The 22192-nt window shown below is 68.9% G+C and carries 19 protein-coding genes; 6 read left to right on the forward strand and 13 right to left on the reverse strand.

Translation table 11 applies throughout. The annotated features are described in order from the left end of the window. Positions 1–132 precede the first annotated feature (132 nt). Together pyrF and QMX79_RS07170 are read right to left on the reverse strand one after the other, a co-directional pair. Positions 133–852: an orotidine-5'-phosphate decarboxylase gene (gene pyrF, locus QMX79_RS07165; RefSeq protein WP_282245780.1), complete on the reverse strand. Its 720-nt coding sequence runs from the start codon at positions 850–852 to the stop codon at positions 133–135. Next, positions 849–1781, reverse strand: a complete 933-nt coding sequence (locus tag QMX79_RS07170; protein WP_282245782.1) for a 5'-nucleotidase, lipoprotein e(P4) family — start codon at positions 1779–1781, stop codon at positions 849–851. The genes pyrF and QMX79_RS07170 overlap by 4 nt, the downstream gene beginning before the upstream one ends. A 100-nt stretch (positions 1782–1881) precedes the next feature. Between QMX79_RS07170 and QMX79_RS07175 the strand changes: the two genes are divergently transcribed. Continuing rightward, complete coding sequence (locus tag QMX79_RS07175) at positions 1882–2541, forward strand: DUF480 domain-containing protein (RefSeq protein WP_282245784.1); 660 nt, start codon at positions 1882–1884, stop codon at positions 2539–2541. Here QMX79_RS07175 and QMX79_RS07180 read toward each other — a convergent pair. Beyond that, on the reverse strand, positions 2538–3071 hold the full coding sequence (locus tag QMX79_RS07180) for a GNAT family N-acetyltransferase (protein WP_282245786.1): 534 nt from the start codon (positions 3069–3071) through the stop codon (positions 2538–2540). The genes QMX79_RS07175 and QMX79_RS07180 overlap by 4 nt on opposite strands. Positions 3072–3118: 47 nt before the next feature. Continuing rightward, a complete protein-coding gene (locus tag QMX79_RS07185) occupies positions 3119–5095 on the reverse strand; it encodes a UvrD-helicase domain-containing protein (RefSeq protein ID WP_282245788.1) in 1977 nt (658 codons plus the stop codon). A 107-nt stretch (positions 5096–5202) separates the two neighbouring features. Here QMX79_RS07185 and QMX79_RS07190 point away from each other — a divergent pair, with 107 nt between their 5' ends. Both QMX79_RS07190 and QMX79_RS07195 read left to right on the forward strand, forming a co-directional pair. Beyond that, positions 5203–5952, forward strand: a complete 750-nt coding sequence (locus tag QMX79_RS07190; RefSeq protein ID WP_282245790.1) for a sel1 repeat family protein — start codon at positions 5203–5205, stop codon at positions 5950–5952. A gap of 21 nt (positions 5953–5973) precedes the next feature. Then, positions 5974–6594, forward strand: a complete 621-nt coding sequence (locus tag QMX79_RS07195; RefSeq protein ID WP_282245791.1) for a thymidine kinase — start codon at positions 5974–5976, stop codon at positions 6592–6594. Here QMX79_RS07195 and QMX79_RS07200 read toward each other — a convergent pair whose 3' ends face one another. From QMX79_RS07200 to QMX79_RS07225, 6 genes are all read right to left on the reverse strand, one after another. Next, the gene (locus QMX79_RS07200) at positions 6595–8196 is read right to left on the reverse strand and encodes a glucan biosynthesis protein D (protein WP_282245818.1); all 1602 of its coding nucleotides are present in this window, start codon (positions 8194–8196) and stop codon (positions 6595–6597) included. Positions 8197–8245: 49 nt separating this feature from the next. After that, positions 8246–11119 carry a serine/threonine-protein kinase gene (locus QMX79_RS07205; protein WP_282245793.1) on the reverse strand — a complete coding sequence of 958 codons (2874 nt, stop codon included), beginning with the start codon at positions 11117–11119 and terminating at the stop codon, positions 8246–8248. A gap of 77 nt (positions 11120–11196) precedes the next feature. Beyond that, positions 11197–11763: an ECF-type sigma factor gene (locus QMX79_RS07210; protein ID WP_145480584.1), complete on the reverse strand. Its 567-nt coding sequence runs from the start codon at positions 11761–11763 to the stop codon at positions 11197–11199. A gap of 65 nt (positions 11764–11828) precedes the next feature. Further along, positions 11829–12641 carry a bifunctional DNA-formamidopyrimidine glycosylase/DNA-(apurinic or apyrimidinic site) lyase gene (gene mutM / locus QMX79_RS07215; protein WP_282245798.1) on the reverse strand — a complete coding sequence of 271 codons (813 nt, stop codon included), beginning with the start codon at positions 12639–12641 and terminating at the stop codon, positions 11829–11831. A 4-nt stretch (positions 12642–12645) separates the two neighbouring features. Further along, on the reverse strand, positions 12646–12975 hold the full coding sequence (locus tag QMX79_RS07220; protein WP_282245800.1) for a hypothetical protein: 330 nt from the start codon (positions 12973–12975) through the stop codon (positions 12646–12648). 3 nt (positions 12976–12978) lie between these two features. Next, positions 12979–14181 carry a fatty acid desaturase gene (locus tag QMX79_RS07225; protein ID WP_282245802.1) on the reverse strand — a complete coding sequence of 401 codons (1203 nt, stop codon included), beginning with the start codon at positions 14179–14181 and terminating at the stop codon, positions 12979–12981. A 149-nt stretch (positions 14182–14330) separates the two neighbouring features. On the opposite strand from QMX79_RS07225, the gene QMX79_RS07230 reads away from it, so the two are divergent. After that, positions 14331–15161 (forward strand): ATP-binding cassette domain-containing protein, encoded by an 831-nt coding sequence (locus QMX79_RS07230; protein ID WP_282245804.1) that lies wholly within the window; start codon positions 14331–14333, stop codon positions 15159–15161. A 34-nt stretch (positions 15162–15195) separates the two neighbouring features. On the opposite strand, the gene QMX79_RS07235 is transcribed toward QMX79_RS07230, so the two are convergent. Continuing rightward, complete coding sequence (locus QMX79_RS07235) at positions 15196–16404, reverse strand: DUF4785 domain-containing protein (protein WP_282245806.1); 1209 nt, start codon at positions 16402–16404, stop codon at positions 15196–15198. A 10-nt stretch (positions 16405–16414) separates the two neighbouring features. Continuing rightward, a complete protein-coding gene (locus QMX79_RS07240) occupies positions 16415–17296 on the reverse strand; it encodes a hypothetical protein (protein WP_282245808.1) in 882 nt (293 codons plus the stop codon). A gap of 243 nt (positions 17297–17539) precedes the next feature. On the opposite strand from QMX79_RS07240, the gene QMX79_RS07245 reads away from it, so the two are divergent. Further along, on the forward strand, positions 17540–18385 hold the full coding sequence (locus tag QMX79_RS07245; RefSeq protein WP_282245810.1) for a phosphatase PAP2 family protein: 846 nt from the start codon (positions 17540–17542) through the stop codon (positions 18383–18385). An 82-nt stretch (positions 18386–18467) separates the two neighbouring features. On the opposite strand, the gene QMX79_RS07250 is transcribed toward QMX79_RS07245, so the two are convergent. Next, entirely contained in the window at positions 18468–20735 is a 2268-nt protein-coding gene (locus tag QMX79_RS07250) for a TonB-dependent receptor (protein ID WP_282245812.1), read from the reverse strand. Positions 20736–20976: 241 nt separating this feature from the next. Here QMX79_RS07250 and QMX79_RS07255 point away from each other — a divergent pair, with 241 nt between their 5' ends. Beyond that, positions 20977–22002, forward strand: coding sequence for a TIGR00266 family protein (locus QMX79_RS07255; protein WP_282245814.1), 1026 nt, complete (start codon positions 20977–20979; stop codon positions 22000–22002). Positions 22003–22192: the final 190 nt, after the last annotated feature.

The following is a 22192-nucleotide window of genomic DNA, read 5'->3' on the forward strand; positions in this document are numbered from 1 at the left end:
AAAGAAGACGGGGCAACTGCGTGGCCGGTCGCGTTTCAGCGGGGCCAACGATTGATGGATCCATTTCTGCGAACAGGCGCTACCTGGCACCGGGATGCAGTTCCATCCCGGTGCGTGGAACCCTTACATCACTCAGCGCCGGGCGCTGCGGATCTCGTCCTGGATCGCCAGCGCGGCCGCGCGTGGGTCGGCCGCCAGCCGGATCGGGCGACCGACCACGATGGCGTCGGCGCCGTCGGCGAAGGCCTGCGCCACGCCCACGGTGCGCTTCTGGTCATCGCCGACCGGGCCGCCGGGGCGGATGCCCGGGCACACGATCGAGAACCCGGCGCCGGTGGCGGCGCGGATCGGGCCGGCTTCCTGGCCCGAGGCGATCACCCCGTCGATGCCGGCAGCCTGGGCGGCCAGCGCGCGCTCGACCACCACGTCCACCGGCTCGCGGTCGATGCCCATGCCCCGCAGGTCATCGCGCCCCATCGAGGTCAGCACGGTCACCGCCAGCAGGCGCATGTCGCTGCTGTTGGCGGCCGCGCAGGCCTCCATCATGGCCGGGTGCCAGCCGTGGATGGTGGCGTAGCTCACCGGCCACTGCGACAGCCGGCGGATCACCGCCGCGGCGGTGGCCGGGATGTCGAAGAACTTCAGGTCCACGAACACGCGCTTGTCGCGCGCGGCCAGCGCATCGAGCACCTCGAAGTACTCGCCCGACGCCAGCAGCTCCATGCCGATCTTGTAGAAGGAGACCGCATCGCCCAGCCGGTCCACCCAGGCCAGCGCGTCCTCGCGGCCCGGCACGTCGAGCGCGAAGATCAGCCGTTCGTCATCGCGCAGCGGCAGCGGGGCGCGGCTCACGGCGCGTAATCCAGCGCGGCGCGCTTGGCGTCGTGGCGGGCCTGGCGCGACTGGCTGTAGTCGTTGTTGAACTGGGCCGGCTCGAAGCCGCCGTAGGTCGGGTTGGGCAGCATCCACCAGCGCTCGCCGAACCAGTCGTGGTACTGCTGCAGCAGCGCGTCGCGGCCGTCGTTGGTGTTGGCGGTGACTTCCACGAAGTCGCCCAGCTGGTCGCCGAACTGCATCAGCACGCGGTAGTTCTGCCCGGCCAGGCGGCGGCGGCAGTTCTTCTCGCTGCCGGCCTGCTCGCAGTCCTTCACCACCGTGCCCAGGCCCAGGAACACGCTGTCATCGGCCACCGGCAGGCCTTCGGCACGCAGGTTGGCCAAGGTGGCCTCCTTCAGGTGCACGGCGCGGTTGGAGATGTACAGCAGGGTCACGCCCTTGGCGTTGGCGGCCTTGGCGAAATCGACCACGCCCGGAATGGCCTTGGCCTTCTTTTCGGCCACCCACTGGTCCCAGCTCAGTTCGTCGTACTCGCCGCCATCGCGGACCAGGCGGGCCTGGTAGGGCGAGTTGTCCAGCACGGTCTCGTCCACGTCCAGCACCACGGCCGGCTTCAGGCCCTTGGCGGCGTTGCCGCGCTCTTCGGGCACCAGCGCATCCCAGTTGGCTTCCTTCAGCGCCTTGTCCAGGTGGTCGGCGGCGGCGCGGTAGGTCTGCTCGGTGATCGCCCGGTATTCCTGCGAACGCTGCATCCACAGCACGGCATTGAGGTTGTCGTTGGCGGCCACGGCGGCATCGCCCTTCGCGGCAGGCGCGGCGGCAGCGGCAGCAGGGGCCGGGGCAGCGGCTTCGGCGGGGGTTTCGGTGCGCTTGCACGCACCCAGCGCCATCACGGCACAGGCAAGCACGGACAGGGAAACAGCGGTACGACGCATGGGAATCACCAGTACTGAGTGGCGCCAGTTTACCGGCTTGGCCGCCGCGGTTCATGCCGCCCGCGGGGCTCGGCTATGCTGCACGCCCCAGAAACACCCGGAGCGCGAGATGACCGACGACACCCAGACCCCTGCTCTGCCCGTGCTCAATGCGGCCCAGGCCCGTGCCCTGGGCTGCCTGATCGAGAAGGAAGCGACCACCCCGGACGCCTACCCGCTCACGGTCAATGCCACCCAGGTGGCCGCCAACCAGAAGACCGCGCGCGAGCCGGTGCTGCAGCTGTCAGCCGGCGATGTGCACCACGCCCTGCGCCAGCTGGAAACCCTGGGCCTGGCCCGCCAGCAGTTCTCCTCGCGTGCCGAGCGCTACGAGCACCGCGCCGGCAGCGCGCTGGACCTGACCCGCCAGCAGCTGGCCATCCTGGGCCTGCTGCTGCTGCGCGGCCCGCAGACCGTGAACGAGCTGCTGACCCGCAGCGAGCGCCTGTTCCAGTTCCAGGATGCCGACGAGCTGCGCCACCACGTCGAGCGCATGATCCAGCGCGGCCTGGCGGTGTTGCTGCCGCGCGCGGGCGGCCAGCGCGAAGACCGGTACATGCACTTGCTGGCCGGCCCGGTGGATGTGCAGGCGTTGGCGGAGCAGTACAAGGCCGCGCCGTCCAGCGGTGGTGGCAATGCCGCACTCGAGGCGCGCGTGCAGGAGCTGGAAACCACTGTTGCTGCCCTGCAGGAACAACTGGCGGAACTGCGCTCTCAGCTGGGCGGTTAGACCGCCGGTGCGCCGGGCGTGGCGAACAGCAGCAGCACTTCTTCATCGCGTGGCGCCGGCAGGCGCACATCGCCGCGGTCTTCCATGCCCAGCTTGCGCAGCAGCGCGGCCGAACGCAGGTTCTCGGGGGCAACGATGCCGTACAGGTCCGGATAGCCGAGCACGTCGCGCGCGTAATGCATCACCCCGCGCGCGGCTTCGAACGCGTAGCCGTGGCCCTCGTACTGCGCCAGCAGCGCGTAGCCCACATCCGGCGCGGGCAGGCCATCGCGGCGCACCAGCCCGGCGTTGCCCAGCCACGCGCCGTCGCTGCGGCGGATGATGGCGTACATGCCGAACCCGTTGAGCGTGTAACTGCCCAGCACGCGTTCGGCGGTGTAATCGCGCGCCTGCGCCAGCGTGCGCACGCCACGGTCGGCGATGTGGCGGATGAAACCGGGTTCGTTGAGCAGGGCCAGCATGTCGGCCGCGTCATGGTCGGGATCGATCAGGCGCAGGTGCAGGCGGTCGGTCTGGATCAGGGCGGACATGCGGCTTCCGGTCACAGGGCAATGACCGGATTGTGCGGCCGATCGCCTCAATCAAACAACGCTTCGATCGCCGCCAGCCCCGCGCTGGCGCGTTCCTTCTTGCGTGCTGCATCGGCCACCGGGTCGGCGCCGTCGCGCTGCATTTCCTCGGCCGGGATCTCGTCGAAGAAGCGGCTGGGCTTGAGCCGCACGTGCTCGCCGAACTTGCGGGTGAGCTTGCTGTGGCTCATCCACAGCTGCACCTTGGCCCGGGTGATCCCCACGTACAGCAGCCGGCGCTCTTCCTGCAGGTTGCCTTCGTCCAGGCTGACCTGGTGCGGCAGCACGCCATCCTCGCAGCCGACGATGAACACATAGGGGAACTCCAGGCCCTTGGACGCGTGCAGGGTCATCATGCGCACCTGGTTGCCGCCGTCGTCCTTGTCGTTGCGCGACAGCAGCGCCAGCTGCGCGGCCAGGTCGGCGGTGGTGGCGCCACGCGGGCCGCCCTCGAACCACTGCGCCAGCTCTTCCAGGTTGCCCAGGCGGCGCTGGTACACCGATTCTTCCTTGCACGCGCCACGCAGTTCGGACACCAGCCCGGAGTCCTTCACCAGCTTGCGCACCAGGTCGCCCGAGCTGAGCTTGGGCATTTCCGCGCGCAGGTCGCGCAGGATGTCGGTGAAGCGGCTCAGGCCGTTGGCCGCGCGCGGCGGCAGCTGCGCCAGCGCGCCGATCGCCTCGGCCGCGTGCGCCATCGGCAGTTCCTTGTCCGAGGCCAGCTCGGCCAGCTTGGCCAGCGTGCCGGCGCCCACTTCGCGCTTGGGCGCCTGCACCGCACGCATGAACGCCGTATCGTCGTCGGGGTTCACCAGCAGGCGCAGCCACGACAGCGTGTCCTTCACTTCCTGGCGTTCCAGGAACGCGGTGCCGCCGGTGATGTGGTACGGCGCGCGCACCAGCTGCAGCGCTTTTTCCAGCGGCCGCGACTGGAAGTTGCCGCGGAACAGGATGCAGAAATCGCTCCACGGAATCTTCTTGGACGTGGCCAGGTAGGAGATCTCGGCCGCGACCTTCTCCGCCTCGTGTTCGCTGTTGCGGCATTCCCACACGCGGATGCGTTCGCCGTCCGCCTGGTCGCTCCACAGCTTCTTCAGGTGTTCGTGCGGGTTGTTGGCGATCAGCGCGTTGGCCGCGCGCAGCACGCGGTTGGAGCAGCGGTAGTTCTGCTCCAGCTTGATGATTTCCAGCGCCGGGTAATCGCGCGCCATCTGCTGCAGGTTTTCCGGGTTGGCACCGCGCCACGCGTAGATGGACTGGTCATCGTCGCCCACGCAGGTGAAGTTGCCGGCGGTGCCGGCCAGCTGCTTGAGCAGCCGGTACTGCGCATCGTTGGTGTCCTGGCATTCGTCGACCAGCAGGTAGCCGATGCGTTCGCGCCAGGCCAGCGCGATCTCCGGGTTCTCTTCCAGCACCTGCACCGGCAGCCGGATCAGGTCGTCGAAATCCACCGCGTTGAACGCGGTCAGGCGCAGCTGGTAGCGCTCGTAGACGCTGGCCGCTTCCTTCTCGCGGTTGCTGCGCGCTTCGGCCATCGCCTGTTCGGGCGACAGGCCGGCGTTCTTCGCACGCGAGATCAGGTTCTTCACGTCCTCGATGTCGTCCGGCTTGGCGCCGTACATGAGGTCTTTCACCTGCGAGGTGGAATCGTCGGCGTCGAAGATCGAGAAGCCGCGCTTGAGGCCCACCGCGGCATGCTCGATCTGCAGGAACTTCAGGCCCAGCGCGTGGAAGGTGCAGATGGTGACGTCTTCGGCGTCGCCGCCGTGCAGGCGCTTGGCCACGCGCTCACGCATTTCCTTGGCGGATTTGTTGGTGAAGGTGATCGCCGCGATGCGCTTGGCCGGGTAACGGCGGGTGCTGATCAGCTGGGCGATCTTTTCCACGATCACGCGCGTCTTGCCGCTGCCCGCGCCGGCCAGTACCAGCAGGGGACCTTCGCAGTGCAGCACTGCCGCGCTCTGGGGGGGGTTGAGACCGTGCATGCCTTCTCCGTGGGTGCCGCATTGTAACGGGCGGCAGCCCACCGGACCTGGCTTGACCTGCGCCGGGCGGTGGGATATCCAGAGAGCGATCGGAACGGAGCAGTCACATGAATGGATTCATGCATTGGATGGCCGGCAGCGCGGTCGGGGCGGCGCTCTGGCTGGCCAGCGGGGTGGCTGGTGCAAGCGCCCCTGCCTGCGCGCGACAGGCCCCCCGGACCATTCCCGCCTCGCTGATGACCGATGGCTTCCTGGATGGCCATCCGGACCTGCGCTGGCGCCGTTATGCGCTGAAGGAGATCGACAAGGGCAACCTGCCACGCGCGTTGTCGCGGTTCCGCAAGGCCGCCGAGTACGCCGACAAGTACTCGCAGCTGCGGGTGGCGATCATGTACCGCGAGGGCAGTGGCGTGGCGGCCGACCCGGAGCTGGCCTATGCGTGGATGGACCTGGCCGCCGAGCGCGGCTATCACGACTTCGTACGCCTGCGCGACGCCTGGTGGGTCGAGCTGGACGCGGGGCAGCGCGAGCGGGCGCTGCAGCGCCGCCAGGACGTGTTCGCCCAGTACGGCGACGAGGTCGCCAAGCCGCGGCTGGAAAGCGCCATGCGCGGAAGGCTGTCCAAGATCACCGGCAGCCGGGTCGGGCACGTGCACAGCGGCCTGCAGGTGGAACAGCGCACCGGCGCCACGGCGGGCGAAGTCCAGTCCGGCGCGGACTACTACGACCCGGAGTACTGGAAGCCCGAACTGTACTGGTGCCTGCACGATACCTACTGGATGGCCCCCCTGCGCCAGCAGCAGATCGACGTGGGGCTGCCGGAAACCGTCCATGGCGGCGAGGGCGACGGGAAGTAGCGCGCCGTCTAGAATTGGCCGATGGCCAAGCTCTATTTCTATTATTCGGCGATGAACGCCGGCAAGACCACCACGCTGCTGCAGTCGGCGCACAACTACCGCGAGCGCGGCATGCGGGTGGCCATCCTCACCCCGCGCCTGGACGACCGCGCCGGGCGCGGCGTGGTGGCGTCGCGGATCGGCCTGAAGGCCGACGGCATCGCCTTCGACCGGGATACCGACCTGGAACAGCTGATCCGCGCCGACATCGCCGGCCATGGTCCGTTGGGCTGCGTGCTGGTGGACGAGGCCCAGTTCCTGAGCCGCAGCCAGGTCTGGCAGCTGAGCGAAGTGGTCGACCAGCTGCGCATTCCGGTGCTCTGCTACGGGCTGCGCACCGATTTCCGCGGCGAGCTGTTCGAGGGCAGCCAGTACCTGCTGGCCTGGGCCGACGAGATGCAGGAGATCAAGACCATCTGCCACAGCGGCAAGAAGGCCACCATGACTGTGCGCGTGGACGAACACGGCCACGCGGTGCAGGACGGCCCGCAGGTGGAGATCGGCGGCAACGAACGCTACGTCTCGGTCAGCCGCGCGGAGTTCAAGAAGATCACGCGCGGTGAGGGCCGGATCGAGCCGATGCAGGCATCCCTGCCGATCTGATCAATACAGCGTGCGTTCCGGCGCCCCCGCCGGCGGCGGGGAGTACTGGTACAGCCAGGTTTCGGTCAGCGTTTTGCCGCCACTGCGCAGGTACAGGCGGATGTCGATCTGGTCGGTGCTGTCATCGGGCGGCACCAGGTCGAACATGGCGCGGTAGCCCTTGATCTCGCGCAGCGGGCGCGCCGAAACGATCTCGGTGCGGCCGCGGCTGGCCTGCACCACCGCTTCCACTTCGCCCTTGTCGATCAGCGCGGCCAGTTCGCCGCCCTGGAAGTCCACGGCGAAGCGCCACGAGAAATACTCGCGCTTCTTGCCGATCACCCCGCCCAGCCCGGTGCGGGTGGCCACGGCCTGCGCCAGCGGCGGTCGTGCCGGCGGCTCGGCGCCCCAGTACAGGCGGTAGCCCAGCAGCATTTCCTGGCCCGGCTGCGGCTTCGCTTCGGGGTTCCAGAACGCCACGATGTTGTCGAAGGTCTCGTCCACGGTGGGAATTTCCACCAGCTGCACCGAGCCCCGGCCCCATTGCCCCTTAGGCTCCACCCACAGGCACGGGCGCTTCTCGTAGAACACGCCGTCGTCCTGGTAATGGTCGAAGCTGCGGTCGCGCTGCAGCAGGCCGAAGCCCTTCGGGTTGTTGTCCACGAACATGTTGAAGCGCAGCTGGCGCGGGTTGGACAGCGGGCGCCAGATCCATTCGCCCGCGCCGTTCCACATCGAGAGGCCGTCGGTGTCGTGGATCTCCGGGCGCCAGTCCCAAGCCATGCGGCGATCGTTCTCGCCCACCTGGTACATGCTGGTGCACGGCGCGATGCCGAGCCGTTCGATGGCCTTGCGCGGGTACAGCGCCACGTCCACGTCCATCAGCAGCACATCGCCGTTGGTGATGGCAAAGCGGTAGGCACCGGCCACGCTGGGGGAATCCAGCAGCGCGTACACCACCAGGGTGTTGGAGTCGGCGGCCGGCTGTTCCAGGAAATAGGCGATGAAATCGGGGAATTCTTCCGGGCGGTCCATGCCGGTATCGATCGCCAGGCCGCGGGCGGACTGGCCGTACTGGCCTTCCTTGCCCACCGCGCGGAAGTAGCTGGCACCCAGGAAGGCGGCGAAATCGCGGTCGGTGTCGGCGCGGGTGTTGAGCCGGAACCCGGCAAACCCCAGGTCGGCCGGCAGGTGGCCATTCTTCAGGCCGCTCTTGCCGTAGTCGAAGGCGGCCGGGTCATAGGCCAGTTCCTGCGCCTTGCCGTCGACGACGTCGAACATGCGCACCGGCGAATGGAAGTACAGGCCCAGGTGGAAGAACTTGGCCTGGAAGCGGCCGGGCTGGTCGGCCCACAGCGCGTGGTCCTGGCGGTAGCGGATCGACTGGTACTGGTCCCAGTCCAGCGCCTCCAGCGGGCCCGGCAGGGTGCGCCGGTGGCTCTTGTAGGCGGCCTCGGACAGCGCGCGCGCCTGGCCCTTGAGGGTGGCGAAGTCGAACGGCTGCGGCTCGCCCAGCCGGCGCAGGCCTACCTGGCTGCCCTGCGCGGCACAGGCCGGCAGCGCGGGAAAACCGATGGCGGCCAGGGCCAGGGAGGCGTTGCGGATGAAGTCGCGTCGTTGCATGCAGGCAGCGATGGGCAGGAAAGGGTCGGCCATCATAGGCACGTGAACGTTAATTCGCCGCCGTGGCGCCGGGCCTGCGTTCAGGCTGGCCGGTGCGCGCCTGCAGGGCCTTGCTGCCACAGGCCTGTAGCGCCTGCTCGATCTGCCGTGGGATGCGTCCCCCCTGGGGGCGCTGCGCGCGTACTTCGGCCTGCAGCTGCGCCAGCGCCTCGCGCCCACGTACCGGCGCCTGCGCGCAGTCCAGCTGGGCCAGCGCGGTCCGTGCCAGCCAGCGCAGGTTGATGCTGCGCGGATCCATCGCCTCGCCCTCGGTCAGCGGCTGCAGCGCGCGCTGGGCCTCCACCGGCTGGTCCATGCGGATCAGGTTGCGCCCCCACGCCAGCTGCACCGCCTGGAGCTGCAGCCGGGCCTCCGGCCCTCCGCGCGCGGACTGCCGCATCAGTTTCGTCAAACGCTCGCCAGCCTGCCAGGGGTCGACATGCTCGCCGATGATCTCGGCCATGCGGCGGTCGCCACGCTGTACCTCCGGGTCGTCGTCGCCGCGCTGCGCGGCCTGCCACTGGCGGCCTTCGTGGAACGCGGCCAGCGCATCCTGCCAGCGGCCCACTTCGGCCAGCGCGTTGCCGTAGTCGTACAGGCCTTGCGGCAGCAGCCCGATGCAGTCCGGCTGGCGCCAGATCGCCACCGCGCGGCCGAACGCATCCACCGCCGCCGCGGTGTCGCCGCGTTCCAGCGCCGAGCGGCCGAGCGCATGCCAGGTCTGCCCGGTGTCGCGGTGCTGCTCGCCCAGCGCCTGGCGGGTGAGCCGGTGCACCCGCTGCAGGGCGGCCTCGGCTTCGGCGAGGTCACCGCGCTGCAGCGCCAGGGTCGCGCGCAGGCGGCGGATGGTCAGCGTTTCGGGATGGTCATTGCCGTACAGGCTGACCGCGTCGGTCCATGCCGCGCGCAGGCTGCGGTCGGCCCCGTCCAGGTCGCCCTGCGCGGCCATCATTTCGCCCAGGTGGCCGCGCAGCGTGACCAGCTGCGGGTGGCGGTCGGTGGTGCGGGCCTGCAGCAGCTGCAGGGCCTGGCGGTAACCGGCCAGCGCGGCCTGCGCATTGCCATCGTCATTCTCCAGCGCGGCCAGGTCGGACAGGCTTTCGGCCATGCCGGTGGCGTCGTGGGTGATGTCGCGGCGCAGCGCCAGCGCACGCTCGAACCCTTCGCGTGCCTCATCGCGGTAGCCCAGCAGCTGCTGGCAGCGGCCCAGCTGGGCATGGAACTCGGCCACCACCGACGGCAATGCCTGGCGTTGTTCGGCGGCCAGCGCCTGCATTGGCGTCATGTGCGCCACGCATTCGCGCGAGCGGCCCAGCATGCGCAGCGCGCGGCCGCGCTGGGTGACCGCTTCCAGCTGCAGCCCGGGCGGCACCTGCTTGACCTGTTCCAGCAGCGCGCGCTGCCGGTCCAGGGTTTCCAGCGCCAGCGCGTAATCGCCCATGCCGATCCGCAGGCGGCCGATCACCCCTTCCAGGTCGGCCAGCGGCAGTGGCTGGTCGGCCAGCTCCGCCTCGCCGCGCTGCTGCCCGGTGGCCAGCAGCTGGCGCACATCGAAGCTGCCGTGGCGCACGCTGGCGGCGCGGTCGAACAGGCCGATGGTGAAATCCTGCATGGCCTGCGCGCGCGCGATCTCACGCCGCGCCTGCTGCATCTGCCACACCGCCAGCGCCGCCAGTACCGCCAGCGCAAGGATCGCCACCGCAGCCAGCGCCACGCCCCAGCGGTGCCGGCCCAGGTACTTGCGCAGGCGGTACAGCGAACGCTGCGGGCGCGCGTGGATGGGGCGGCCTTCCAGGAAGCGCTGCAGGTCCTGCGCCAACGCTTCCACCGAGGCGTAGCGCTGCGCCGGTTCCTTCTGCAGCGCCTTGAGCAGGATCGTGTCCAGGTCACCGCGCAGGCGCCGGGCCAGCCGCCGCGCAGCCGGGGTGGCGGCCGCATCGGTGATGTCGCCGCGCAGCAGCACGCTGGAGGCGCGTGGGGCATCCACTTCCAGGATCGAGCGTTCCCATTCGGCATCGCTGTGCCGGCGCAGGCGGTAGGGCTTGCGCCCGGTGATCACCTCGAACAGCACCACGCCCAGCGAATACACGTCGGTCAACGTGGTCACCGGTTCGCCGCGTACCTGTTCGGGCGCGGCGTAGTGCAGGGTGAAGGCGCGCGCTTCGGTGGGCGGGTGCGCGGCGTTGGTGCGCGCCTGCTCATCGTCGAGCAGTTTGGCGATGCCGAAATCGAGCAGCTTCACCTCGCCGTTGGCGGTGACCAGGATGTTGGAGGGCTTCAGGTCGCGGTGCACGATCAGGTTCGCGTGTGCGTGGCTGACCACCGCGCACACCTGCAGCATCAGCTGCAGGCGGCGCTCCAGCGGTAGTTCCAGGCGCTGGCAGTAATCGGTGATCGGCTCCCCTTCCACGTACGCCAGCGCCAGGTACGGCTGGCCCTGCAGGTCCACGCCGGCATCGAGCAGCTGCGCCAGGTGCGGGTGCTGCAGCCGCGCGAGGATTTCGCGTTCGCGGCTGAAGCGCTGGCGCAGGCCGGGGTCGGCGTAGCCGCTGCGCAGCAGCTTCAGCGCCACCTGGCGCTGGTAAAGCCCATCGGCGCGCTCGGCCAGCCAGACTTCGCCCATGCCGCCTTCGCCCAGCTGCCGCAGCAACCGGTACGGACCGATATGGGTACCAGCGCGACTGTCTTCGGGCGCGGCGGTCCACAGCGGCTGGGCCAGGAATTCCTGGCTCTCCTGCTCGTGCTCCAGCAGCCGCTCCAGGTCGTCGGTCAGGGTGGCATCGGCCGCACGCAGCTGCGCCAGGCGCGCGCTGCGCTGGGCGTGCGGCATTTCCAGCAACTGATCCAGCAGCGTGGACAGCTGCCGCCAGCGCACTGCGTCCATCGTCCTTTCCCCGGGGCGCCGCGTGATCCCTGCCCTTCCGCCCGCGCCACGGCGCGGGGCCCTGATTGCCGCTGCGCTCAGTCCTCGCGGACCGACGCCAGCAGGAACATCCGTGCCTTCTGCCAGTCGCGCCGGATGCTGCGCTCAGAGCGCTGGCACAGGTCGGCGATTTCCTGCTCGGACAACCCCGCGAAGTAGCGCAGTTCCACCACCTTGGCCAGGTGGTTGTCCACGGCCTGCAGCCGCGCCAGCGCCACGTCCAGCGCCAGCAGGTCCTCATCCAGGCGCACGCCGCTGCTGCTGTTCTCGGGTATTTCCGCCACGCGCTTCAGATCGCCGCCGCGCTTGCGCGCCAGCCGGTTGCGCGCGTAGTCGACCACCACGCTGCGCATGGCCGAGGCGGCGTAGGCAAAGAAGTGCGCGCGGTCCTCGAACCGGGCCGCGCCGCGTGCGCCCAGCAGCTTGAGGTAGGACTCATGGACCAGCGAGGTGGCATCCAGCGTGCGGCCCTGCTGCCCGGCCAGCTGGCGCCGGGCCATGCTGTGCAGTTCCTGGTAGAGCAGGGTCAGCACCCGGTCCAGCGAGGCGCGGTCGCCCGCGCGGGCCGAATCGAGCCATACGGTGATATCCGGGCTTTCGTCCATCGCACACCCCCGCCGGTGACGTTTGCCCGACTATAGCGCCGCTTCCTGCAGATGCGTAGGACAGTTCAGCGCTGGCAGTGACCGCACCAGACGCTGGCACGCTGGCCGATGGTGGCGTGGCGCAGGGCCCGGCCGCACTGCCGGCAGGGCTCGCCTTCACGCCCGTAGACCAGCAGTTCCTGCTCGAAATAGCCCGGGGCGCCGTCCGGATTGATGAAATCACGCAGGGTGGTGCCGCCGCGGGTGATGGCGTGGCCCAGGATCTGTTTCACTGCCGTGGCCAGCCGCTGGTAGCGCTCGCGCGAGATCTTCCCGGCCTCGCGCAGGGGATTGATGCCGGCCATGAACAGGCTTTCAGCGGCGTAGATGTTGCCCACCCCGACCACGATGGCCTGGTCCATCAGGAAGGTCTTCACCGAGGCACTGCGGCCACGGCTGCGCTGGAACAGGTAGTCGCCGTCGAACGTATCGTCCAGCGGCTCCGGGCCCAGCCTGGCCAGCAGCGGGTGGGTGGCCCCGGCCGGCTGCCAGAGCAGGCTGCCGAAGCGGCGTGGGTCGTTGAAGCGCAGCAGGCGGCCGTTGTCCAGGCTGATATCGACGTGGTCGTGCGCGCGGACCGGGGTGTCCCCCGGTAGTACACGGAGGCTGCCGGACATGCCCAGGTGCAGTACCGCGCTGCCGATGGCGGTATCCAGCAGCAGGTATTTGGCGCGGCGGCGCACGCCTTCAATCGCCTGGCCGGGCAGCAGCGCGCTGATTTCGTCGGGAATCGGCCAACGCAGGTCCGGCCGGCGCAGGATCACGCCATGCACGCGGCGGCCTTCCAGGTGCGGGGCCAGGCCGCGGCGGGTGGTTTCTACTTCGGGAAGTTCGGGCATGGGGTTATCGCGGTGGGGCGGACAATTCCTTCGCGCTCAGGAAGCCGTCGCCGTTGGCGTCCTGCTTGTGGAAGCGTTCAATGATCGTCTGCCGCTGTTGTTCGCGGGTGATCGGCTTGCCCTTGCCGCCGGGCAGTTCATCGGCGCTGAGCACGCCGTCGGCGTTGCGGTCCATGCGGTCGAAGGCGTACATCATCCACTGCACGTATTCCTCGACGCTGACCTTGCCGTCACCGTCGGCATCCATGCGCTGCAGGTAGCCGCCGGTATCGGTGACCTGGGCCTGCGCGGAGGCGGCAAGCAGCAGCAGGGACGCGCAGGAAAAACGCCGCACTGGTCAGTGCGCCGTCAGCGCGTAGCCTTTCAGGCGCGCGGCGTAGTTCTGCAGCGCGGCGATGCCGCTGGCCTCGGCTTCATGGCACCAGGCCTGGAGCAGCTTCAGGCGTTCGGCGGCATCGTTGCCACGGGCTTCCAGCAGGGCGGCCAGGCGCGCGCGGTGTTCAACCAGCACGCGGATGCGCGGGCGCTGTTCGACCCAGCTGCTGAGCTCGGCGCGGCAATCGGGCTTGAGCCAGCGGCCATCGTTGACCAGGCCCCGGCGCATGCGGCGCGGCAGCAGCTTGCGCAGCTTGGCGCCCGCAAACGCGGCTTCTTCGCGCAGCGCCGGCACGAACACATTGCGCTGGTAATCGGTCATGGCCTGGAAGCGGTGCGAGAGCAGCGCCTTCAGGGTTTCGGCATCGGGCACGGCGATGTTCGGGCGCACGTCCATGCTGGGCGCCACGCGCAGCACCTTGGCCAGGCCCACGGCCTGCAGGCCACGGATCGCCGCCCAGCCGATATCGAACTCCCAGCGGCGCATCGAGAAGCGGGCCGAGCTGGGGAAGGCATGGTGGTTGTTGTGCAGCTCTTCGCCGCCGATCCAGAACGCCCACGGGGTGAGGTTGGTGGAGGTGTCGGCCGATTCGAAGTTGCGGTAGCCCCACCAGTGGCCCAGGCCGTTGACGACGCCGGCGGCCCAGAACGGGATCCACGCCATCTGGATCGCCCACAGGGCCACGCCGGGCAGGCCGAACAGCAGCAGGTTCACCGCGAACAGGGCCACCGGGCCCAGGTTGGCGTGCGGGGTGTACAGGTGGCGCTCGATCCAGTCTTCCGGGGCGCCACGGCCGTACTGCTCGATGTCCGCGCGCATGCCACGGGCTTCGCGGTACAGCTCCACGCCGCGCCAGAACACCGTACCGATGCCCTTGGTCACCGGGCTGTGCGGGTCTTCCTCGGTTTCCACCTTGGCGTGGTGCTTGCGGTGGATGGCCACCCACTCCTTGGTGATCATGGAGGTGGTGAGCCAGGTCCAGAAGCGGAAGAAGTGCGCGATGACCGGGTGGAAATCCACGCCGCGGTGCGCCTGGCTGCGATGCAGGTAGAGCGTGACGGCAAAGATGGTCAGCTGGGTGAACACCAGCAGCACCAGGCCCATGCCCCACCAGCCGAGGCCGACTACACCGCCGGTCAGGAAGTTGATGAGGGTATCGAGCATCGCAGGACTCCGGGCCGTGATGGCCAGCAGGGAAACGGGTACAGGTAGGGCCATGATGGGGCCAGACGTTGCAAACTTCATCCGTCTGATGCGATTTTTGCGCAGTCATTCAGTTGTTTTCCCCCTTCGTGAGCATTGCCCCCGCATTCATGACCGTTGCCACCCCACCGCCGGCCGTTGCCGCCGCCGCGCCCCTGATCGAACTCGACCGCGCCTGCGTCATCCGTGGCCAGGTCCGCGTACTGCATGACCTGAGCCTGCGCATCGCCCAGGGCCAGCACACCGCGCTGCTGGGCCCCAACGGCTGCGGCAAATCCTCCTTCATCAAGCTCATCACCCGTGAGCTGTACCCGCTGGCGCATGCCGACGGCACTGTCGCGGTGCGCGTGCTCGGGCAGAACCGCTGGCAGGTGGACCGGCTGCGCTCGCAGCTGGGCATCGTCACCGGCGACCTGAGCAGCAACCTGGCCGACATGCCCGGGCTGACCGTGGAGGAAGCGGTGCTGTCCGGTTTCTTCGCCAGCTTCGTGGTGCCCGCGTTCCGCGAGGTCACCGACGACATGCGCGCACGGGTGCGCGAGACGCTGGCGCTGACCGGCGCGCTGCCGCTGCTGCACCGCGGCTATGCCGAACTTTCCGCCGGTGAAACCCGGCGCGTGCTGATCGCGCGGGCGCTGGTGAACCGGCCGCAGGCGCTGCTGCTGGACGAGCCCTCCACCGGGCTGGACCTGGTGGCGCGCCAGCACCTGATCGCCACCATGCGCACGCTGGCCGCGCAGGGCATCACGCTGGTGCTGGTGACCCACCACATCGAAGAGGTGATTCCGGAAATCGAACGCGTGGTGCTGCTGCGTGGCGGCCGGATCGCGGCCGATGGCACGCGGGCGGAGTTGCTGCGCGATGGGCCGTTGTCGGAGGTGTTCGGCGGGCCGATCCAGGTCGTGGAACACGAAGGACGATTGACCGCGTTCGCAGGGTGACAACCGGGGGCGGCGCGGCCGCCCCCGGCGTGTTTCAGAACCGCACCGCGACCGCGCGGCTTTCGATCGGGGCCATCCGGCCCTGGTCCTGCAACTGCAGGTCACGCAGTTCGAACGGGGCGCTGTAACCACGCGGCAGCGCCACGGTATCGAACGCCAGCAGCAGTTCGCCGGCACCGGCCGCATCGAACCACGCCGCACTGTGCGCCTGTGCCACCGGGTGCAGCTTGCCGTCGGGCCCGGTGGCGTGCAGCGTGCCGCGTGCCTCATAACGGCCCGGCGCGCCGATCTGCAGCGGCAGCCGCACCTGGCGCCGAGCGGCATCCACCTCGACCTGGCCACTGAAGCGCGCCGTCGGCCGGGCCACCGCGAACGCCACCTTGGCATCCCGCTGCACGCCCTGCGCGGTGACGAATGCCTGCAGTTCCCACAGCCCCTGTGCCTGCCCCACATCCTCGGGAATGTTCACCTGCGCACGCAGGCCGTCCTTGCCGGCCACCAGCGGCACCGGCCAGCTGCGGCCGTCCGGTGCCACCAGCAGCGCTTCGCCGCCCGCCGGCAGCGTGCGCGCCACCGAACGCCCGGCCGCCAGCGCCGCATTGCCGCCGTCATGCTGCAGGCGAGCGTTCAACTGCACGCTGCCGCCGGCCAGCACCTGCTGGCGGTCGGCCTGCAGGGTCAGCGCGATCGGGCTGTTGGGCTCCAGCACCTGCACCACGTAACGGCCCTGGGCCTGCGGCGCCTGCAGGCGATAGGTCCCCACCGCGGTGCTGGCGCCGGTGCGCGCCATCGCGCTGCCCTCGCCCACGCCCATGCCGGCAGCGCGCAGCTGCTGGGCATCCACCACCTTGTCCAGCGCCATGGCGCCGGAGGGGTCGCGCACCTGCAGCTGCTCCACCTGCAGCGCGCGGGCGCCCTGCACCGGGCTGACCTGGATCACCGCATCCGGCGCTGTCAGCGGCAGCGCCAGGCCGCGCTGCAGCGTGGCCGCATCCACGGTGTCCCAGTAGCTGCGGCTCAGTGCGACGAACGGGGCCGGTGCGCTCAGCGGCTGGGTCGGGTCCAATGCCCACGCAAAGCGCACGGGGGCGCGTTCCACCGTGGCATCGGGCATCGGCGCGCGTTCCACGCGCGGGGCCACCTGGTCGGTGCCGCGCGCGGCCTGCAGCGGTTGGGCGGCGTGCAGCGGCAGCGCGAACAGCGCCGAGGCTACGGCCATGGCAAGCATCAATCGTGACGTCATGGCGTGCTCCTCAGAGGGTCAGGTCGTTGCGCAGGATCGCGCCCAGGCCGAAGCATTCGCGGCGGCTCTGGTTGTGGCTGAGCGGTTCGGCGCCGTTGGTGCGCGCCTTGTCGGTGAACAGCACGCTGCCGGCCGCCTTCTGGCTGCTGCATTCCAGGAAGCCATCGGAACAGCTGTTGAGCCAGTTCTGGGTGAGCTCCAGCCCCACGTTCTGCGCATAGCCACCGCAGTAGCTGTTGCTGTCCCACACCGCCGATTCCACATCCGAGCCCACCACCGCGCGGAACGGTCTGGGCAGCGCCGGGCGGCCGGCGGTGCCGTACAGGTTCTGCGCGTTGTAGGTGGCCATCCAGCCCACCTGCTGCATGCGCACCGCATCGTTCTGGTAACCCAGCAGCCAACCGACCGAGGCTTCGAAGGCGTTGCCGTTGAGCACCGCATCAGCCAGCGGCGTGCCGGCCGACGACGGCGCCAGCGCGGTGACCTTGCTGATGGTCTGGATGAGCTTGGGGTAGCGGCTGTCGTAGGTGGGATTGGACAGGATCCAGCGCACCACGTTGCCGCCGTTGGAATGGGTGATCACCACCAGCTTGGTGATGCCACGCGTGTTGATGAACGTGGTGAGCTGGCCAGCCAGGCAGCCGGCTGCTTCCGGCTTCCACATGTACTGCTCGAAATCGCAGTTGACCACGGTGTAATTGGCGCTGTTGGGCAGGCCCTGGCGAACGGTGTCGATGATGCCCGGCTGCCAGTAATCGGCGCGCGCATCGGTCTGCTTGCCGGTGCCGTGTACGAACGCCACGCCCACCACGTCGGCGGCGTGCGCGCTGGCACACGCCAGCATCATTCCCAGGGCCAGGCCCACGCCCTTCCCCACTGCAGTGCTTTGCATCCTGTGACTCCCTTTGCTCGGCGGGGCACGCCCCGCCCTACCGGTGATCCCCCTGATTGCCGACAGAAGCTATTCCGCATGCGAATCGGTTTCCGTGAACCAGTAGAGGGTTCCTATCATTTGAAACGACTCCCAACGCCGCGCTGCACTGCGCCATGCCGGGTCTGGCGGCATGACCAGTGGCCGCTGGCAGGCGCCCGGGAAGCTGCGATCATGCGGGCTTCACGCTTTTGAGACCTGCCGATGCACGTTGCCGCTTCCGCCCCCTTCCTGCGCCCCCTGCTGGCCACCGCCCTGATCGCGGCCCTGGCCGGCTGTACCACGGTGGCCGCGCCGACCACCCCGGTGGAAGCCTCGGTGGTCACCAAGGCGGTGGGCTACCTGGCGGCGGACGCGGTGCCGGACAGCATGGCGCTGGTGCCGGCCCCGCCGGCGGCGGGCTCGGCCGGCTTCGCGCTGGACGAGCAGGTCAGCCGGGAGGCGCGCGCGCTGCGCGACACCCCGCGTTTCGCCCAGGCCCACCGCGATGCCGAGCTGGGCTTCCCGGAAGGCGCGAACCAGTTCGCCTGCGCGATCGGGCTGGACGTGGACGCGCAGAAGACCCCCGCGCTCTACCGCCTGCTGGAGCGCAGCCGCATCGATGCCAGCGCCGCCACCCGGGCCGCCAAGCACCACTACCAGCGCGCGCGCCCGTTCACGGTCAATGGCGAACCCACCTGCACGCCGGAGGATGAGGAGGGCCTGCGCAAGAACGGCTCCTACCCGTCCGGCCACACCTCGATCGGCTGGGCATGGGCGCTGATCCTGTCGGAGATCGTCCCCGAGCGCGCCGACGCCATCCAGGCCCGCGGCCGCAACTACGGCGAGAGCCGCCTGGTGTGCAACGTGCACTGGCAGAGCGACATCCTGGAAGGACGCTTCATGGGCGCGGCAGCCGTGGCCAGGCTGCACGACAACGCCGACTTCAACCGCGACCTGCTGGCCGCACGCAAGGAGATCGCGGCAGCGAGAAAGACCGGCGCGAGTGTCAGCCGTGACTGCGCGGCGGAAGAGACCGTGCTGAAGATCCGACCCGCCAGCGCGCTCTGAGTTTCGCGGTACGGTTTCACCACACACGAAAACGGCGCGGATCCCTCCGCGCCGTTTTCGATTCAACCCATCTTCCGCGACATCAGAACTTCGCGGTGAACTCCACGCCAAACGTACGCGGCTCGTTGAGGAAGCCGGTCAGGTTGTTGAAGTCGATGGCACCCACCACGCGGGTCTGGTTGGTCAGGTTGCGACCGAACACGGCCACGTCGTACTGGCCGTAATCCCAGTTGTAACCCAGGCGCAGGCCGCCTTCCAGCGACGAGCGGCTGCGGAATTCCGGCGACTCGTACAGGAAGAAGTTCACCGCGCTGCGGTAGGCCCAGTCGGTGTAGACGTACAGCTCGCTGGCATCGGTGATCGGGAAGCCGGCGCGCAGCGTCATGTTGTGGATCCACTTCGGCGCCTGCGGCAACGGGTTGCCGTTGACCAGCGCGTAGGTGCCACCGTTGATCACCGTGGTCGGGTCGGTGATGGTGCAGCCGCCACCGCAGATCGCCACGGCCAGGTCGCGGTCCTTGATCTCGGTGTCGTTGTAGCTGCTGCCCAGGGTCAGCAGCACGTGGTCGGTCAGGTAGGCTTCGAAGTCCAGCTCCGCGCCCTGGCCGATGGTCTTGTCCGCGTTGAGCAGGGTGGCGGTGTTGTTGCTGCCGCCCACTGCGATCAACTGCTGGCCATCCACGTTGTAGCGGAAGATGTTGAAGCCCAGGCGCGCGCGGCGGTCGAACAGATCGGCCTTGACGCCGATCTCATACGAAATCACCTTCTCCGAATCGGCCTGCGACACGCCACCAAAGGCCAGGCGGCCCTGGATGGACGGGGCGCGGAAGCCCTTGGCCACGCGTGCATACGCGTTGAAGTTGTCGGTGACCTGGTACACACCGCTCAGGTCCCAGCTGACATCGTCGACATCGGTGTTGGCCAGGTACGGGCCACTGACCGGGGTACCGCCCGGCACCGCCTGCAGCACGCTGGCGGTGAAGTCCTTCTTGTCCTGCGTGTAGCGCACGCCGCCGCGCAGCTTGAACTTCTCGGTGACGTCGAAATCGCCGGAGGCGAATGCCGCCCACGCCTTGTTGCGCTGGCTCTGCACGGCATGGCCGGTCTGCGGGTTGCCCGGGGTCAGCGAGTCGTAGTTGAAGCTGTCGATGGTGACGTCTTCATCGAAGTAGAACACGCCCGCCTGCCAGTCGAAGCGGCCCCATTCGTTGGATTCCACGCGGAATTCCTGGGTCCACTGGCGGTGGTGCGGCAGGCCGTCGGCCGATTCGGACGGGAACGGAATGAAGCCCGGGCCGTAGTTGCCTGCGCCCAGGAAGCTGGCGCCGTAGCCGCCGTCGATATCGCCATGGTTGAGCGATTCGGCGGTTTCATAGCCGGTGATCGAGTGCAGCGTCACGCCGCCCAGATTCCACTGCAGGCGTGCGCTGCCGCCCCAGGTTTCCAGCTCGGAGAAGTTCTCGCCGTCGTTGGAGACCTTGTCGCGGTCGAAGTTTTCCACCAGCGCATTGCTGCCCGGCTGGATGATGTTGGCGCGGAACAGGCGCGCGGTGCCGTTGAGCTTGCGCTTGTGCAGGTTGAACAGCGCCTCGAACTCGTCGCCTTCGTACAGGAACTGCACGCGGCCCGCGGCTTCGTCGTAGCCTTCAAAGCCTTCGGCCGGTGCGTTCGGGCGGGTGTTGTCCACGTAGTTGTCGCGGCGCTGGTACAGCGCCGACACGCGCGCGGACCAGCGGTCGGTCAGCGGGCCACCGTAGGCGGCCTGGGTATTCCAGGTGTCGTAGGTGCCGTAGGAGACCTTGACGTAACCATCGGCATCCTGCGACGGACGGGCCGAATCGAACTTCACCACGCCGGCCGGCGTGTTGCGCCCGAACAGCGTGCCCTGCGGGCCGCGCAGTACTTCCACGCCGGCCAGGTCGAACAGCGGGAAGCCCTTCAGCAGCGGGCTCTCCTGCACCACATCGTCATACACCAGCGACACCGGCTGCGAGGCATTGAGATCGAAATCGGTGTTGCCCAGGCCGCGGATGTAGAAGCGCGGGAAGGCACGGCCGTAGGACGATTCGATGTTCAGGCTCGGCACGCGGGCCGACAGGAAGCGGATGTCGTCGCCGGCCGAACCGAGGACGTCGAGCTTTTCGCCCTGGATGGCCGAGATCGAGACCGGCACGTCCTTGGCGTTTTCGACGCGGCGCTGGGCCGTGACCTGCAGGGTGTCCAGTGCTACCGGATCCTTGGTGGCGGGGGCGTCCTGGGCTGCGGCCGTCAATGGCAGCAGGGCGGCAAGAGCGACAACGAGGGGATGCACGGACGGAGTACGGCCGTGGGCAGTGCGGTTCGGGAACATGGCGATTAGGCTGTGTTGGGAAGGGTGGTGGACCGGCGCTACCAGACAATTGTTGCAGTACAACAACAGCGTCGCAAATACGGATCTTTCATTACCAAGATCCGCGCCCCCAGATGTGAAGGCAGCCTGCCGCCGCCGGTTGACGAATCCGGTACCGGTGGCCCGTGCCCGGCGACCCGGCCTTCTGGCAGGATGAACGCCTTCAGCCAGGCCGACGCCCGGCATCACAGACAGGTGCGCGATGACCCAGTGGTACTTCCATTCCTCCGGCCAGGCCGACCGCGTTGGCCCCCTCGGCGATGACGCCGCCCGCCAGTACGCCTGCGCCAATCCGCGTGCGCTGGTGTGGTGCGAGGGCATGAGCGGCTGGATGGCCATTGCCGACGTGCCGGAACTGCAGGCCGGCGCCACCGCGCCTGTCGCTACCCCGCCGCCGATGCCGGGCGCGGGAGGCCGCAGCCAGCGTGCCGACGACATCGATTTCCGCATCGTCGGCCATGAGATGCAGTTCGTGGAAATCGAGCTGGACCCGGGCGAAAGCGCCATCGCCGAAGCCGGCGCGCTCATGTTCAAGGATGCGTCGGTGCAGATGGACACCGTGTTCGGCGATGGCTCGCACAGCGGCCAGGGCGGCGGCTTCATGGACAAGCTGATGTCGGCCGGCAAGCGCGTACTGACCGGCGAAAGCCTGTTCGCCACGCTGTACACCCACACCGGCCACGGCAAGGCCAAGGTCGCCTTCGCCGCGCCCTACCCCGGCACGGTGCTGCCGATGAAGCTGGACCAGCACGGCGGCCGCCTGATCTGCCAGAAGGACAGCTTCCTGGCCGGCGCGCGCGGCGTGCAGATCGGCGTGCATTTCCAGCAGAAGATCATGACCGGCCTGTTCGGCGGCGAGGGCTTCATCATGCAGAAGCTGGAAGGCGACGGCTGGGTGTTCGTGCACGCCGGCGGCTGCGTGGTGGAACGTGAGCTGGCGGCGGGCGAACGGCTGGACGTGGACACCGGCTGCGTGGTCGCCTTCCACGCCAGCGTGGACATGGACGTGCGCCGCGTGGCTGGCATCAAGAGCATGGTGTTCGGTGGCGAAGGCGTATTCCTGGCCACCCTGACCGGCCCGGGCAAGGTGTGGCTGCAATCGCTGCCGTTCTCGCGCCTGGCCGGCCGCATGTGGATGGCCGCACCGCAGGGCGGTGGGCAGAGCCGCGGCGAAGGCTCGGTGCTGGGTGGGCTGGGGCGGATCCTGGATGGCGACAACCGGTTTTGAGGCCCACAGCGACATTCCACGCCAGCTTCAACCATTGAGGGGTCGTTTGGCAGTCCGTAGGCTGCAGACGTTGGCCGAAAGGCATCTGGGAGGGCCCGCAAGTGCGGGCCTTCTCTTTTGGTAGCGCCGGCCCATGGCCGGCAACCTCGCATAACCGTGCATTGCGTGGCTTCCGGCCATGGGCCGGCAC

It is taken from the genome of Stenotrophomonas sp. PS02300 (genome assembly GCF_029959395.1).
Taxonomy (GTDB): domain Bacteria; phylum Pseudomonadota; class Gammaproteobacteria; order Xanthomonadales; family Xanthomonadaceae; genus Stenotrophomonas; species Stenotrophomonas maltophilia_AD.

Excerpts from the sequence above, each read along its gene's own strand:
- QMX79_RS07185 (WP_282245788.1), bottom strand. The coding sequence starts at position 5,095 with ATGCACGGTCTCAACCCCCCCCAGAGCGCGGCAGTGCTGCACTGCGAA.
- QMX79_RS07190 (WP_282245790.1), top strand. The coding sequence starts at position 5,203 with ATGAATGGATTCATGCATTGGATGGCCGGCAGCGCGGTCGGGGCGGCG.
- QMX79_RS07205 (WP_282245793.1), bottom strand. The coding sequence starts at position 11,119 with ATGGACGCAGTGCGCTGGCGGCAGCTGTCCACGCTGCTGGATCAGTTG.
- QMX79_RS07240 (WP_282245808.1), bottom strand. The coding sequence starts at position 17,296 with ATGCAAAGCACTGCAGTGGGGAAGGGCGTGGGCCTGGCCCTGGGAATG.
- mutM (WP_282245798.1), bottom strand. The coding sequence starts at position 12,641 with ATGCCCGAACTTCCCGAAGTAGAAACCACCCGCCGCGGCCTGGCCCCG.
- QMX79_RS07195 (WP_282245791.1), top strand. The coding sequence starts at position 5,974 with ATGGCCAAGCTCTATTTCTATTATTCGGCGATGAACGCCGGCAAGACC.
- QMX79_RS07230 (WP_282245804.1), top strand. The coding sequence starts at position 14,331 with ATGACCGTTGCCACCCCACCGCCGGCCGTTGCCGCCGCCGCGCCCCTG.
- QMX79_RS07245 (WP_282245810.1), top strand. The coding sequence starts at position 17,540 with ATGCACGTTGCCGCTTCCGCCCCCTTCCTGCGCCCCCTGCTGGCCACC.
- QMX79_RS07200 (WP_282245818.1), bottom strand. The coding sequence starts at position 8,196 with ATGCAACGACGCGACTTCATCCGCAACGCCTCCCTGGCCCTGGCCGCC.
- QMX79_RS07250 (WP_282245812.1), bottom strand. The coding sequence starts at position 20,735 with ATGTTCCCGAACCGCACTGCCCACGGCCGTACTCCGTCCGTGCATCCC.
- QMX79_RS07255 (WP_282245814.1), top strand. The coding sequence starts at position 20,977 with ATGACCCAGTGGTACTTCCATTCCTCCGGCCAGGCCGACCGCGTTGGC.
- QMX79_RS07235 (WP_282245806.1), bottom strand. The coding sequence starts at position 16,404 with ATGACGTCACGATTGATGCTTGCCATGGCCGTAGCCTCGGCGCTGTTC.
- QMX79_RS07180 (WP_282245786.1), bottom strand. The coding sequence starts at position 3,071 with ATGTCCGCCCTGATCCAGACCGACCGCCTGCACCTGCGCCTGATCGAT.
- QMX79_RS07225 (WP_282245802.1), bottom strand. The coding sequence starts at position 14,181 with ATGCTCGATACCCTCATCAACTTCCTGACCGGCGGTGTAGTCGGCCTC.
- QMX79_RS07210 (WP_145480584.1), bottom strand. The coding sequence starts at position 11,763 with ATGGACGAAAGCCCGGATATCACCGTATGGCTCGATTCGGCCCGCGCG.
- QMX79_RS07175 (WP_282245784.1), top strand. The coding sequence starts at position 1,882 with ATGACCGACGACACCCAGACCCCTGCTCTGCCCGTGCTCAATGCGGCC.